The following is a 14,099-nucleotide window of genomic DNA, read 5'->3' as shown; positions in this document are numbered from 1 at the left end:
GGCAACCCCGCGGGGAAACCCGCAGTTATGTTTTAAATTTTTTGTTTATAACTACCAAATTCGAGGTTATTGCTATGGGACGTATTATTGGTATCGACCTGGGCACCACCAACTCTTGTGTGGCCGTGCTTGATGGTGACAGTGCTAAAGTTATTGAAAATGCTGAAGGTGGTCGTACTACGCCTTCTATCATCGCCTATACCGACGATGGTGAAACGCTGGTTGGCCAGGCCGCCAAGCGTCAAGCGGTCACCAACCCAGAAAATACGCTGTATGCCATCAAGCGCCTAATTGGCCGTCGTTTTAAAGACGACGTTGTCCAAAAAGACATCAAGATGGTGCCTTACAAAATCGCCGAAGCAGACAACGGTGATGCGTGGGTTGAAGTAAAAGGCAAAAAAATGGCACCCCCGCAGGTTAGTGCGGAAGTGCTGAAGAAAATGAAAAAGACCGCCGAAGACTACTTGGGCGAAGCGGTCACCGAAGCGGTTATTACCGTACCGGCCTACTTTAACGACAGCCAGCGTCAGGCGACTAAAGATGCCGGCCGCATCGCGGGTCTAGACGTTAAGCGCATTATCAACGAGCCGACCGCAGCCGCACTGGCCTACGGTATGGACAAGTCGCGCGGCGACAAAACCATCGCGGTTTATGACCTGGGTGGCGGTACTTTCGATATTTCTATCATCGAAATTGCTGACGTTGACGGCGAAACTCAGTTTGAAGTGTTGGCCACCAATGGCGACACCTTCCTGGGCGGCGAAGATTTCGACTTGGCGCTGATTAACTACTTAGTTGACCAGTTCAAAGCGGATAGCGGTATTAATCTTTCCGGCGACAACTTAGCTATGCAGCGCCTGAAAGAAGCGGCTGAGAAAGCTAAAATTGAGCTGTCTAGCGCGCAACATACCGACGTCAACCTGCCGTACATCACGGCTGATAACACCGGTCCGAAACACCTTAACGTTAAAGTGACACGCGCTAAGCTTGAATCACTGGTAGAAGATCTGGTTCAGCGTTCGCTTGAGCCGTGCAAAATGGCGCTGAAAGACGCTGGTTTGTCCGCTTCTGAAATCGACGAAGTCATCTTGGTCGGTGGTCAGACGCGTATGCCGATGGTGCAGAAGAAAGCCGCTGACTTCTTTGGTAAAGAAGCCCGCAAAGACGTTAACCCTGACGAAGCGGTTGCCGTAGGTGCAGCGATTCAGGGCGGCGTATTGGGCGGTGACGTTAAAGACGTGCTGCTGCTTGACGTGACGCCGCTGACCCTGGGTATTGAAACCCTGGGTGGCGTAATGACGCCGCTAATCGATAAGAACACCACTATCCCGACCAAGAAGACGCAAACCTTCTCGACCGCGGACGACAACCAAACGGCGGTGACCATTCACGCCGTGCAGGGTGAGCGTAAACAGGTCTCGCAGAACAAATCGCTGGGTCGTTTTGACCTTGCCGACATTCCGCCTGCACCGCGCGGCGTGCCGCAGATCGAAGTCGCTTTTGACTTGGATGCTAACGGTATCCTTAACGTGTCGGCGAAAGATAAGGCGACAGGTAAAGAGCAGTCCATCATCATCAAGGCCTCTAGCGGCTTGTCAGATGAAGAAGTCGAGCAAATGGTGCGCGACGCTGAAGCACACGCGGAAGAGGACAAAAAGTTCGAAACGCTAGTGCAGCTGCGCAACCAAGCTGATGGCATGATTCACGCCACGCGCAAAACGTTGGAAGAAGCTGGCGATAAAGCGACTGATGACGAGAAACAGGCTATCGAGACCGCTATCACTGAGCTGGAAGAAGCTGTGAAAGGCGACGATGTCGATAACATCCAGAAGAAACTGGATGCGCTGACCGAAGCCTCTGGCCAGCTAGCTCAGAAGATGTACGCCGAGCAGGCAGAAGCGGCTCAGCAAGAGGGCGGTGAAGGCGCTGAAGATGCCAGCACCAAGCCGGAAGATGATGTCGTTGATGCTGAGTATGAAGAAGTGAACGACGATCAGAAAAAGCCGTAAGTAACGTCTTTCTGACAAGCAGTGCGGTGACGCGGGAGCCTACTCCCGCGTTGCTGTTTCCGCAGCCAAGACGCGCGTCGTTAAATGTGTGTTAAAAGGCGCAGTGAAATGCGCAGCTAACCAGGAGGCGTAGGGCCTATGTCCAAACGCGATTATTACGAAGTCCTGGGTGTTGAAAAAGGGGCCGATCAGAAACAGATCAAGCAGGCCTATCGCCGTCTGGCGCAAAAATTCCACCCTGATAGAAATCCGGACGATAACACCTCAGCAGAGAAATTCCGCGAGGTGTCTGAAGCCTATGAAGTGCTTAGCGATGGCGAAAAGCGCGCTGCTTATGACCAGTTTGGCCATGCGGGCGTTGACGGTCAGGGCGGCGGTTTCGGCGGCGCGGGTGCGGGTGCCGGCGATTTCAGCGATATCTTTGGCGATGTGTTTGGCGATATCTTTGGTGGCGGCGGTGGTCGTCGTCGTGGCCCTAACGCACCCGCTCGTGGTTCAGACCTACGCTACAACCTAGAGCTGGACCTGGAAAGCGCGGTAGCTGGCACCACGGTTGATATTCGCGTGCCACGCCATATTGAATGCGATCGCTGTGATGGCGGTGGTGCTGAACCGGGTTCCTCTAAAGATACGTGCCCTACCTGCCATGGCCACGGCCAGGTGCGCATGCAGCAGGGCTTCTTTGCCGTGCAGCAAACGTGCCCGACGTGTCACGGCTCTGGTCAGCACATCAAGGTGCCTTGCCATAAGTGTAATAGCGAAGGGCGTGTGCGCGAAACGCGGACACTCTCCGTTAAGATTCCGCCCGGCGTGGATACCGGCGACCGCATTCGTTTAAACAGCGAAGGCGAAAGCGGGGTCAACGGTGGTCCGGCAGGCGATCTTTACGTTCAGGTATCGATCAAGCCACACCACATCTTCCAGCGTGACGGTAAGCACCTGCAGTGTGAAGTGCCGATCAACTTTGTTGATGCTGCGTTAGGCGGTGAGCTTGAAGTGCCGACGCTCAATGGCCGTGTGAAGCTAAAGATTCCGCCGGAAACTCAAACCGGAAAGCTTTTCCGCTTACGTGGTAAAGGCGTTAAGCCGGTACGTGGCGGCGTCGCTGGCGACCTGTTGTGCAAAGTGGTCGTGGAAACACCGGTGAAACTCAACGACGAGCAGCGCGATTTACTGCGCCAGCTTCAGGAGAGTTTTGACGGCAGTAACAGCCACAGCCATTCGCCTAAGAAAAGCGGCTTCTTCGATAGCGTTAAAAGCTTTTTCGAAGATATGAAGCCCTAATCTGAGATGATGGGCCTACGCTAGGTATCTGGTTCAAAAACCCTCGGTTCGTCCGGGGGTTTTTGCTGTTTAGGAAAGGCTACGCGCCATGGATAATCTTCAAGAAAAAGTGTCTCTTGGCATCTGGCTGAGGATTCTCTCAGGCATGCTGTTCACGGGCATGCTGGTGTGTATTAAGGCCGTGAGTGATGACGTGCCGGTCGGGCAGTCGGTCTTTTTTCGCTCGCTGTTTGCATTACTCCCCGTGGTGATTTTTCTCATGCTGCGGCGAGAATTCCCGCGCGGACTGGCCACGCGACGTCCGCTAGGGCATGCGCTGCGTTCAGGGTTGGGAGCGGCGGCAATGTTTGCCTCTTTCGCCGCCGTTGCGTTTCTGTCGGTGGCTGAGGCGACGCTACTGGCTCAGCTTACGCCGGTCTTTATGGCGTTGGGTGGCGTGCTGCTACTGGGTGAACGGTTCTCGCGCTATCGTATGGGAGGCGTGGCGCTAGCGCTTGCCGGGGTGGCGGTGCTTATCCTACCTGGGTTGAATGCTAGTGCGGTCAGTGGGCAAGCGACCGGGTATGCGCTAGGCGCGCTCGGTGCGCTGTTAACAGCGGGAGCGCTACTCACCGTCCGGCGAATTTCGCGAACCGAAAGTGCGGCTTCGATTGCGTTCTACTTTATTGTGGTCGCGACGCTGGCCGGGCTTGCCACGCTTCCGCTGGGGTGGGCCGCATTGACGCGGGTGGAATTTGTGCTGTTAGTGCTGTCGGGCCTGTTTGGCGGCGCTGCCCATATCGCGATGACATTAGCGCTGCGCTATGCCGAGGCGTCGCGGTTGGCGCCTTTTGAATATATTGCACTAGTGTGGCCTGTGCTTGCCGATTGGGTGCTGTTTGGCATACCGGTCTCCAGCGGCTTCCTACTAGCGCTACCGCTGATGTTAAGCGGGGTAGCGCTAGCGGCGATGGAAGGGCGGCGGCTTAGGTTAACGGCTAAATGGCTGCTTCGACGATAAGCTGCGGCTGGCCTTTCGAGCACGGTTCAATTCGGGCCGTGACTTTATATACTTGCTGCAACAGCACTGGCGTAATCACTTCAGCGGTAGGGCCGCAGGCAATCAGCCGACCATTTTCCAGTAGCATAGCGGCGTCGGCGAAGCGTAGCGCATGCCCTAAGTCGTGGAGTGCCACCAGAATCAGCATCTGGCGCTCGTCGGCCAGCCGGCGCAACACCGTCAACAGGCTAATTTGCCGGTTAAGGTCGAGTGCCGAAGTGGGCTCATCCAGCATCAGAATCTCCGGCTCTTGCACCAGCGCTTGGGCGGCGCTGACCAACTGGCGCTGGCCGCCGCTGAGGTCGCCAATATCGCGCTCGCCAAGGGCCGTAATCGCCAGCTCGTCCAGTGCGCGATCCACCTGGGCTAAATCCTCAGGCTGCACTTTTAATCCACGCCCCTGCATACGCGCCAAAAGCACAGATTCGTATACTGTGAGTACCGCTTTAGCGCCCGTGTCTTGGGGCATATAACCCACCGGCCGCTCGGCGCTGGTGCCGCTAATTGTCACCTCGCCTTCGCCTTTCAAGAGCCCTAAAATGCGCCTAAAAAGCGTCGATTTACCCGCCGCATTGGGGCCCAGCAGCGCGACGACTTGCCCGCCTTGAAAGCAGGGCGTGGTGATCTCTTGCAGAATGGGGCGTCGCCCATAGCGGGCGGATACGTGGCTCAGTTGTAGCGTTACCATGAGGCCTTCTTGTGGTTAAGCACTAGAAACAGAAAGAAGGGAATGCCCACCAGCGAAGTGATAATTCCAATGGGGATGATGGTGCCGGGTATAATGATCTTGGAGATAACCGAGCCCACCGAAAGGATGAGCGCGCCGCACAGCGCCGAACCGGGCAGGAAGAAGCGCTGATCTTCACCCAGCAAAATGCGCGCAATATGCGGGCCCACCAAGCCAATAAACCCGATAGTGCCGACAAATGCTACCGCGATAGCAGCGAGCAGCGACACCAGTACCAGCACTTCCAAGCGCAGTGCACGGGGGTTGACGCCCATGCTCTCGGCTTTGGCATCGCCCAGGCGCATAGCGGTCAGTGCCCAGCCGTGCCGGGCAAGCAGCGGCATCGACAAAGCGAGAATGCTGAGGGCGATCCAGAACTTGGGCCAGGTGGCTTTGGTCAAGCTGCCCATGGTCCAGAATACCACCGCGGATACCGCCTCCTGGCTGGCAAAGAACTGAATTAGTGCCATCAAAGAGTTAAAGATAAACACCATGGCGATGCCAAGCAGCACAATCGTCTCTACCGTCACGCCGCGCTTTAGGCTTAAGGCATGAATTAAAAACGCGGTAAACATGGCCATCACGAAGGCGTTGATAGGCACCACAAACTCAATGGCGGCGGGCACAATAGCCACCCCAAAAGCAAGGCCCAGCGCGGCGCCAAAACTAGCCCCAGCAGAAATTCCCAGGGTAAACGGGCTAGCGAGCGGGTTGCTCAGAATGGTCTGCATCTGCGCCCCGGCAGCTGACAGGCTGGCGCCCACCACCAGTGCCATCAGTGCCACCGGCATGCGGATTTCCCAGACAATCACCCGCGCCTGCTGGCTAACGCTGCCCGGTGTGAATAGTGCCGCGATGACTTCGCCCAGACTGTAGCGGGCGGGGCCGAGGGCCAGGTCAACGCAGAGGCTAAAAAACAGCGCTAACACCAGTGCAGCCAAGATCAGTTGGCGGCGGAACACCTGGCTATGGTAAAAGGCGCGCCCCTGTGAAAGGCGCTCTGTTACCTCCGTTTCCGTTATCCTCGTATCAGTCGTCATGGAGCGATATCCAGTAGCCGGGCTCATAGTCGATGGGCAGGAAGCGCTCGTGCAGTTCTTCCATGGTGGCTTCCGGGTCCAGGTCTTCAAATAGCTCGGGGTGTAGCCACTTGGCTAATTGCTGTATCGCCACGAAGTAGTAAGGGCTGTTGTAAAACTGATGCCAAATAGCGTGGAAGTTGCCAGATTCAACGGCCTTAATGCCGGTCATCGCGGTGCGCTCGGTCAGCGCTTCCAGCTTGGCGTGAGCCTGTTGCATATCTGAGCCAGGCCCTACGCCCACCCAGTCGCCGCCAGGTACGTAGGCATCCCAGTTGCCGCCGGTAACAACTACATGGTCGGGGTTAGCGGCAATAATCTGTTCAGGGTTGAGGTTGCCGAAGCTATTAGGAATAATGCCCTCGGCAATATTGGTGCCGCCAGCGAGGGTGACATATTCGCCAAAGTTGGCTGGGCCGAAGCTCATGCAGCACTCATCTGAGTAGCCGCCGGCGCGGTCAATAAAGACGCTTGGGCGATCGGGGTTTGCCTCGGCAATCACATCAGTGACGCGTGCCAGCTGGGTCTCGGCAAACTCGATGAATTCTTCGGCGGCAGCTTCATCGTTCATAATTTGGCCGATGATCCGCATGGACGCAATAGTGTTTGCCAGCGGGTCTTCTCGAAAGTCTACATAGATAATAGGAATGCCCAGCTGTGCCAGTTTTTCATCATAGGCGGCGTCTTCTGTGGCCGCTTTTGCTTCGATATTCATCAGCACTACGTCGGGGTTAAGCGAGGCTGCCTGCTCCACATCAAAGGTGCCGTCTTTAAAGCCGCCAAAGGTGGGGATCGCTTCAATTTCCGGGAAGCGCTCGAGATAGCGGGCGTAGTTGTCCGGGTCTGCCTGAGAGAAATCCTCGCGCCAACCGACGACATGGGCAAAGGGGGCTTCTGGCTCGAGCAGTCCCAGCAGATAAATTTGCCGCCCCTCGCCTAAAATAACGCGCTCTGCAGGGGCGTCTAGGGTGACTTGGCGGCCGGCGATATCGGTAATGGTGATGTCATCAGCCATTGCCGTGGCGCAGAAACCAGACGCAATGATAGTGCCAAGCAGGAATTTTAAGCGCTGAAAGCTGAGCATTTTTTTCTCGATGGTCGGTATTGATAAAAAATGAGGTTAATTAACGAATCGATGTTGGTAAGTCACGCGACAGATAAACAGTGAAGAGGCTTTTCTGGCGCGTTATCGTGATCTGATCGCATTAGAGATGCAAATTATATTATAACTGATTCTCATTGTTTTTTGTGGGGTGTGATTTTTTGTCGATCTGTGATGGTTTCGCCGCATAAATTGCCGTGAAGGCACGGCGTTTCTCCATCCATAATGCTAATGTTAGAGCGGCTTGAAGCGTGTGAGTACTTACAAAATGGAGCAGTGCTATGCCTTTATCTCGTGCAAAGATTGAAACCGCGTCGGCCCAGCGATTGATCAACCGTTTATGCAAACACTGGGCGCATAAGCTGGACGTTGAACAAGACGACCAGCAAGGCAAGATCACGTTTGCGATGGGCGCCTGCTTAATGCGCGCTGAGTCCGGTACATTATTGATCGCCATTGAAGCGCTGGAAGAGGAGCACCTGGATGAGCTTGAAGGTGTGGTTGAGCGCCATCTAATCCGTATGGCAGGCGATGAAGAGATAGTCGTGGTGTGGGAGAACTGAGCGAATAAAGAGAGCTTTTGTGCGTCTGCTATAATCGCGGCCAATAGTGAGCACTTTCTTTTATCTATCAAGTCGTAGCACAGGAGTTCGCATGACCCGAATTGCTATTGTAGGTGTGGCTGGCCGAATGGGCCGCACGTTGGTAAATGCGATAGAGCTAGAGGCTGAGGCGACGTTGGCCGGCGGCGTTGTAGCGCAAGGCAGTTCCTTGGCGGGCGCTGATGTTGGTGAGCTTGCCGGTGTGGGTAAGCGCGGCGTTGTCGCGGTAGATTCGCTTGAGTCGATTGTCGATGACTTTGATGTGCTAATTGATTTCACGACTCCTCAGGTCACGCTGGCCAACCTGGCATTCTGCGCCGAGCACGGCAAGCGCATTGTGATTGGCACCACGGGGATGAGCGATGACCAGCTAGCAACGCTGGATAGCTACCGCGATCGCGTGCCCATGGTGTTTGCGCCTAATATGAGCGTTGGCGTCAATCTTACCCTGAAGCTGCTGGAGACCGCTGCTAGGGCGCTGGGCGATGAAGGCTATGATATTGAAGTGATTGAGTCGCATCATCGCCATAAGGTCGATGCCCCATCAGGCACTGCGATCAAAATGGGCGAAGTCATCGCCGCAAGCCTGGGGCGTAGCTTGAAAGAACACGGCGTGTTCGAGCGAGTCGGCCAGTGCGGCCCGCGCACCGATAAAGAGATCGGCTTTGCCACCGTGCGCGCAGGCGATATTGTCGGCGAGCACACGGTGATGTTCGCCACCGAAGGCGAGCGTATTGAAATTACCCACAAGGCCTCCAGCCGCATGACCTTTGCCAAAGGCGCGGTACGCGCCGCTCGCTGGGTCGCGGATAAAGAGAGCGGCCATTACGATATGCAGGATGTGCTGGGGCTGGCTTAAGGCGTTGCCGCTATTTTAGTAGAGACCCTTCGCTAGGATAGTTCTATGTAGAATGGTTCTATGTAGGATCGCTCTATGATTAAGGGGTAGTCTTAGGTCTAAAATTCCTGTAACATTTCAAAAATTTTGGCCGGGTGGCTAAGAAGACTCAAACGGCGCGCTTGTTGCGTTGGCCAGCCCAAAGCCTGCCCGAGTCCGCTTTCATATTGATGTTAAGTGAGCGGCTCTGAAAGGGCATCGAACAACAAGCGGGATGAAACCGATTCTTTTTATCGGCTTCGTCCCGCTTTTTTACGGCCCTTATTTCAAAGAAGTTTTAATGCAGAAATTGCTGAGCCTGCGCCCAACAGGCTCCCACCAGCATGGGAGGATCTTGTTTTGAATAACACCGCATTGAGCAAACCCGCAATATTGGCTCTGGAAGATGGTAGCGTTTTCCATGGAATCGCCATTGGCGCGGATGGACTAACAAGCGGTGAGGTGGTGTTCAATACGGCCATGACCGGCTACCAAGAAATCCTCACTGACCCTTCCTACACTCGCCAAATCGTTACGCTCACCTATCCTCATATCGGCAATACCGGCATTAATGCCGAAGACATCGAGTCTGGGTCGATTGCAGCGGCGGGCTTGGTGATTCGCGATTTGCCGTTAATGGCCAGCAGCTTTCGCTCTGAGCAATCGCTATCGGATTATCTGAAAAGTCAGAACGTGCTGGGCATTGCCGATATTGATACTCGCCGCCTAACGCGCATTCTGCGCGATAAAGGTGCCCAGAACGGGGCGATTTTGGCGGGTGCTGATGCCGAAGGCGATGACGCGGTAGCGCGGGCGCTAGACGCCGCCAAGGCATTTCCTGGCCTGAAGGGAATGGATCTGGCTAAAGAAGTGTCGTGCAAGGCCCCTTACGAATGGACAGAAGGCGAGTGGACGCTGGGCCAAGGCTACGCGGATACCACGCAAAGCGAGCGCCCTTACCACGTGGTGGCGTTTGATTACGGCGTTAAATTCAACATCCTGCGCATGCTGGCTGCACGCGGCTGCCGGCTTACCGTGGTGCCGGCGCAAACGCCCGCTGCTGACGTGCTGGCCATGAACCCTGATGGGGTCTTTTTGGCCAATGGCCCGGGCGACCCAGAGCCCTGTGATTACGCCATTAAAGCCATTCAGAACGTGTTGGAAGCCGATATTCCGCTGTTTGGAATTTGCCTGGGCCATCAGTTGCTGGCGCTCGCCTCTGGTGCGAAAACGCTCAAGATGAGCCATGGCCATCACGGCGCTAACCATCCGGTGCAAGATCTAGACACTGGCAAGGTGATGATTACCAGCCAAAACCACGGTTTTGCGGCAGATGAAGCGAGCCTACCTGCCAATCTGCGGGCAACGCATCGTTCGCTGTTCGACGGCACCTTGCAAGGTATTGAGCGCACTGACCGCTCAGCGTTCAGCTTTCAAGGTCACCCAGAGGCGAGCCCCGGTCCGCGAGACGTAGCACCGCTGTTTGATCGCTTTGTGGCCCTGATGCAGGCGCGTCGCTAAGGCAGCGGGTTGCTGCTGAAAGCTTTCGTCTAGCACCGCTGCATCACTTTATCGCCGTCTTTTGTCGCTCATCGTCATTATTTTTTGTGGGAACCGTTATGCCTAAGCGTACCGATATCAGCAGTATTTTAATCATTGGCGCTGGACCGATTGTGATCGGCCAGGCCTGCGAATTTGACTACTCCGGCGCTCAGGCGTGTAAAGCGCTGCGCGAGGAGGGTTACCGCGTTATTTTGGTTAACTCCAATCCCGCGACCATCATGACCGACCCGGCGATGGCCGACGCCACCTACATTGAGCCGATTACCTGGCAGGCGGTGGAAAAAATCATCGAAGCCGAGCGTCCGCAGGCTATTTTGCCCACCATGGGTGGTCAAACGGCGCTTAACTGCGCGCTGGAATTGGACCACCATGGCGTGCTCGCAAAATACGGCGTTGAGATGATCGGTGCCAACGCCGATGCGATCAATATGGCCGAGGATCGCGATCTGTTTGATCAGGCCATGAAGCGCATCGGTCTAGAGTGCCCCAAGGCCAAAGTCGCGCACAGCATGAGTGAGGCCTGGGAGATTCAGGCTGAGCTGGGCTTTCCAAGTATTATTCGCCCCTCCTATACCATGGGTGGCTCCGGCGGCGGTGTGGCGTACAATAAAGAAGAGTTTGAAGAGATTTGTACGCGCGGCTTTGAGCTTTCTAACAACCATGAGCTGCTCATTGATGAGTCGCTGCTGGGTTGGAAAGAGTATGAAATGGAAGTGGTGCGCGATAAAAACGACAACTGCATCATCGTCTGCGCGATTGAAAACTTCGACCCGATGGGCGTGCACACCGGAGATTCCATCACTGTAGCACCAGCGCAAACGCTGACCGATAAAGAATATCAGATCATGCGTGACGCCAGCCTGGCCGTACTGCGCGAGATTGGTGTGGAAACCGGTGGCTCCAACGTGCAGTTCGGCATGGACCCGAAGACTGGTCGCCTGGTCGTTATCGAGATGAACCCACGGGTCTCGCGTTCCTCGGCGTTGGCCTCTAAGGCGACCGGATTCCCGATCGCGAAAATCGCCGCTAAGTTGGCGATTGGCTACACGCTGGACGAGCTGCAAAACGATATTACCGGTGGTCGTACGCCGGCGTCGTTTGAGCCGTCGATCGACTACGTGGTTACTAAAATTCCGCGCTTCACCTTTGAAAAATTCCCACAGGCCAATGACCGTTTAACCACGCAGATGAAGTCAGTGGGTGAGGTAATGGCGATTGGCCGCACCTTCCAGGAGTCGCTGCAAAAAGCATTGCGCGGCCTGGAAACCGGTAACGATGGCCTAGACCCGATCATCACCGATTTCACGCCGGAAAACATGGCGATTATTCAGGGCGAGCTTCAGGCCGCCGGCGCCGAGCGTATTTTCTACGTGGCAGACGCTATGCGCGCTGGCATGAGCGTTGATGAGGTCTTTGCATTGACCAATATCGACCCTTGGTTCTTGGTTCAACTTGAAGATTTGGTGCTGACCGAGGCCGCTGTTGCGAAGCGCTCGCTGCCCGATCTTTCTGCCCGTGAGCTTTACCAGCTTAAGCGCAAAGGCTTTGGCGATGCGCGTCTGGCAACGCTGCTGAGCGTGAGCGAAAAAGACTTCCGTCAAACGCGTCAGGCCGCCGGTATTCGCCCTGTCTACAAGCGCGTTGACACCTGTGCCGCTGAGTTCGCGTCGGACACCGCCTATATGTACTCCACGTACGAAGAGGAGTGCGAGGCAGATGTATCTGATCGTCAGAAAATTATGGTGCTGGGCGGTGGCCCCAACCGTATCGGCCAAGGCATTGAGTTTGATTACTGCTGTGTACATGCCGCTATCGCGATGCGTGACGACGGTTATGAAACCATCATGGTCAACTGCAACCCAGAAACAGTGTCTACCGATTACGACACCTCTGATCGTCTCTATTTTGAGCCGGTGACGCTGGAAGACGTGCTCGAAATTGCTGATAAAGAGAAGCCAGTCGGCGTTATCGTGCAGTTTGGCGGCCAGACGCCGCTGAAGCTCGCGCGTGAGCTGGAAGCCGCTGGCGTACCGATCATCGGTACCACGCCGGATGCTATTGACCGTGCAGAAGACCGCGAGCGCTTCCAGGTGATGATCGATAAGCTTGGCCTGAAGCAGCCGCCTAATGCGACAGCGCGTAGCTTTGCAGAAGCGTTTGATAAAGCCGAGGTGATTGGTTATCCGCTAGTGGTGCGCCCAAGCTACGTACTTGGCGGCCGCGCTATGGAAATCGTTTACGACGCCTCTGAGCTTGAAAACTACATGACTCACGCGGTGAAAGTCTCCAACGACTCTCCGGTATTGCTGGATCACTTTCTGAGCGCGGCGATCGAGATCGATATCGATGCGGTGTCAGATGGCCAGCAGGTTGTGATTGGCGGCATTATGCAGCACGTCGAGCAAGCGGGCGTTCACTCCGGCGATTCGGCCTGTGCTCTGCCGCCTTACTCGCTACCTGCCGATGTGCAGGACAAAATGCGCGAGCAGGTGAAGCAAATGGCCGTCGAGCTGGGCGTTAAGGGCTTAATGAACGTGCAGCTGGCTTGGCAGGATGGCGAGATTTATGTAATTGAAGTGAATCCGCGCGCCTCACGTACCGTGCCTTTTGTGTCTAAGTGCATCGGTATTTCGCTGGCCCAAATTGCCGCTCGTTGTATGGCGGGTAAAACGCTAGCGGAGCAGGGCTTTGAACACGAAATTATCCCGCATTTTCATAGCGTGAAAGAGGCCGTCTTCCCGTTCAATAAGTTTCAGGGCGTGGATCCGATTTTATCGCCGGAAATGAAATCAACCGGTGAGGTCATGGGCTCTGGCGATACCTTTGCTGAGGCTTTCTTTAAAGCGCAGTTAGGGGCGGGTGAGGCGATTCCTACGCTTGATGGTTCGCGTAAAGCATTCCTTTCCGTGCGTGAACCGGACAAGGCGGGGATTATCGAAGTAGGGCGTTCTCTGTTAGCATTAGGTTTTACGCTATGCGCAACACGAGGAACAGCGGCTGCTTTGGAAGCTGCTGGGCTTGCCGTGGAGCACGTCAACAAAGTCTACGAAGGTCGTCCCCATATCGTCGATCTGCTCAAGAACGACGAAATTGCCTACATTGTGAACACTACTGAAGGTCGTCAGGCGATTAACGACTCTTCGGTCATTCGCCGTACTGCTCTCTCGCGCAAGGTGCCTTATGCGACCACCTTGGCGGGCGCTAATGCTGTTTGCATGGCGCTTGAGTACGGTAGGGAAATTACGGTGCGGCGCCTTCAGGATCTGCATGCAGGAGCAAATAAATGAACAAGGTCCCGATGACAGTTGCGGGGGAAAGAAGCCTTCGTGAAGAGCTTGATCATCTGAAAAGCGAAGCTCGCCCTCAGGTGATCGCGGCCATCGCTGAAGCGCGTGAACACGGTGATCTGAAAGAGAACGCCGAGTACCATGCCGCTCGCGAGCAGCAAGGATTTATCGAAGGGCGAATCCAAGAGATTGAGGGCAAGCTCTCCGTCGCCCAAGTGATTGATGTCGCTAAATTGCCAAACACGGGCAAAGTGATTTTTGGCGTCACCGTGTCGATGCAGAATCTAGACACCGATGCCGAAGTCACTTACCGGATCGTTGGCGAAGACGAGGCCGACATTAAGTCTGGGCGCATTTCGGTGACATCCCCTATTGCTCGCGCCCTGATCGGCAAGGAAGAGGGTGATATTGTGGTGGTGAAAACACCGGGCGGCGATGTCGAGTACGAAATAGGTAGCGTCGTATATATTTAATAAAAAAACGCCCCTCAGCGAACGAGTGCGCTGAGGGGCGTTTGATGTGTCTTTACG

Annotated in this window: 11 protein-coding genes; 8 read left to right on the top strand and 3 right to left on the bottom strand. The window is 55.2% G+C overall.

All coding sequences use genetic code 11. The features are described 5' to 3' along the window. Positions 1–74 precede the first annotated feature (74 nt). The 3 genes from dnaK (at position 75) to CIK78_RS00695 (ending at position 4,293) form a co-directional block, all read left to right on the top strand. Positions 75–2,009 carry a molecular chaperone DnaK gene (gene dnaK, locus CIK78_RS00705; protein WP_096276267.1) on the top strand — a complete coding sequence of 645 codons (1,935 nt, stop codon included), beginning with the start codon at positions 75–77 and terminating at the stop codon, positions 2,007–2,009. A gap of 138 nt (positions 2,010–2,147) precedes the next feature. Continuing rightward, positions 2,148–3,293: a molecular chaperone DnaJ gene (gene dnaJ, locus CIK78_RS00700; RefSeq protein ID WP_096276265.1), complete on the top strand. Its 1,146-nt coding sequence runs from the start codon at positions 2,148–2,150 to the stop codon at positions 3,291–3,293. Positions 3,294–3,381: 88 nt separating this feature from the next. After that, positions 3,382–4,293 (top strand): DMT family transporter, encoded by a 912-nt coding sequence (locus CIK78_RS00695; protein ID WP_096276264.1) that lies wholly within the window; start codon positions 3,382–3,384, stop codon positions 4,291–4,293. Here the strand turns inward: CIK78_RS00695 and CIK78_RS00690 are convergent. The 3 genes from CIK78_RS00690 to CIK78_RS00680 are packed head-to-tail and all read right to left on the bottom strand — an operon-like array spanning position 4,271 to position 7,153. Next, complete coding sequence (locus CIK78_RS00690) at positions 4,271–5,020, bottom strand: ABC transporter ATP-binding protein (protein ID WP_096276262.1); 750 nt, start codon at positions 5,018–5,020, stop codon at positions 4,271–4,273. The two genes, CIK78_RS00695 and CIK78_RS00690, sit on opposite strands and share 23 nt — an antisense overlap. Then, positions 5,014–6,099, bottom strand: coding sequence for an iron ABC transporter permease (locus tag CIK78_RS00685; RefSeq protein ID WP_176483341.1), 1,086 nt, complete (start codon positions 6,097–6,099; stop codon positions 5,014–5,016). The genes CIK78_RS00690 and CIK78_RS00685 overlap by 7 nt, the downstream gene beginning before the upstream one ends. Next, a complete protein-coding gene (locus CIK78_RS00680; RefSeq protein WP_225734368.1) occupies positions 6,089–7,153 on the bottom strand; it encodes an ABC transporter substrate-binding protein in 1,065 nt (354 codons plus the stop codon). Before CIK78_RS00680 ends, CIK78_RS00685 begins: the two co-directional genes overlap by 11 nt. Positions 7,154–7,521: 368 nt before the next feature. Here CIK78_RS00680 and CIK78_RS00675 point away from each other — a divergent pair, with 368 nt between their 5' ends. From CIK78_RS00675 to greA, 5 genes are all read left to right on the top strand, one after another. After that, complete coding sequence (locus tag CIK78_RS00675; protein WP_096276257.1) at positions 7,522–7,803, top strand: DUF2218 domain-containing protein; 282 nt, start codon at positions 7,522–7,524, stop codon at positions 7,801–7,803. 91 nt (positions 7,804–7,894) lie between these two features. After that, positions 7,895–8,701, top strand: coding sequence for a 4-hydroxy-tetrahydrodipicolinate reductase (gene dapB / locus CIK78_RS00670; RefSeq protein WP_096276255.1), 807 nt, complete (start codon positions 7,895–7,897; stop codon positions 8,699–8,701). Positions 8,702–9,094: 393 nt separating this feature from the next. Next, positions 9,095–10,240 (top strand): glutamine-hydrolyzing carbamoyl-phosphate synthase small subunit, encoded by a 1,146-nt coding sequence (gene carA / locus CIK78_RS00665; protein ID WP_176483421.1) that lies wholly within the window; start codon positions 9,095–9,097, stop codon positions 10,238–10,240. 98 nt (positions 10,241–10,338) lie between these two features. Next, positions 10,339–13,569 (top strand): carbamoyl-phosphate synthase large subunit, encoded by a 3,231-nt coding sequence (gene carB / locus CIK78_RS00660; RefSeq protein WP_096276251.1) that lies wholly within the window; start codon positions 10,339–10,341, stop codon positions 13,567–13,569. After that, entirely contained in the window at positions 13,566–14,042 is a 477-nt protein-coding gene (gene greA, locus CIK78_RS00655; RefSeq protein WP_096276249.1) for a transcription elongation factor GreA, read from the top strand. The genes carB and greA overlap by 4 nt, the downstream gene beginning before the upstream one ends. Positions 14,043–14,099 lie beyond the last annotated feature (57 nt).

The organism is Halomonas sp. JB37, assembly GCF_002332255.1.
GTDB lineage: Bacteria > Pseudomonadota > Gammaproteobacteria > Pseudomonadales > Halomonadaceae > Vreelandella > Vreelandella casei.
Note: the sequence above shows the minus strand (reverse complement) of the source record. Positions and strands in the feature narration are given on the sequence as shown.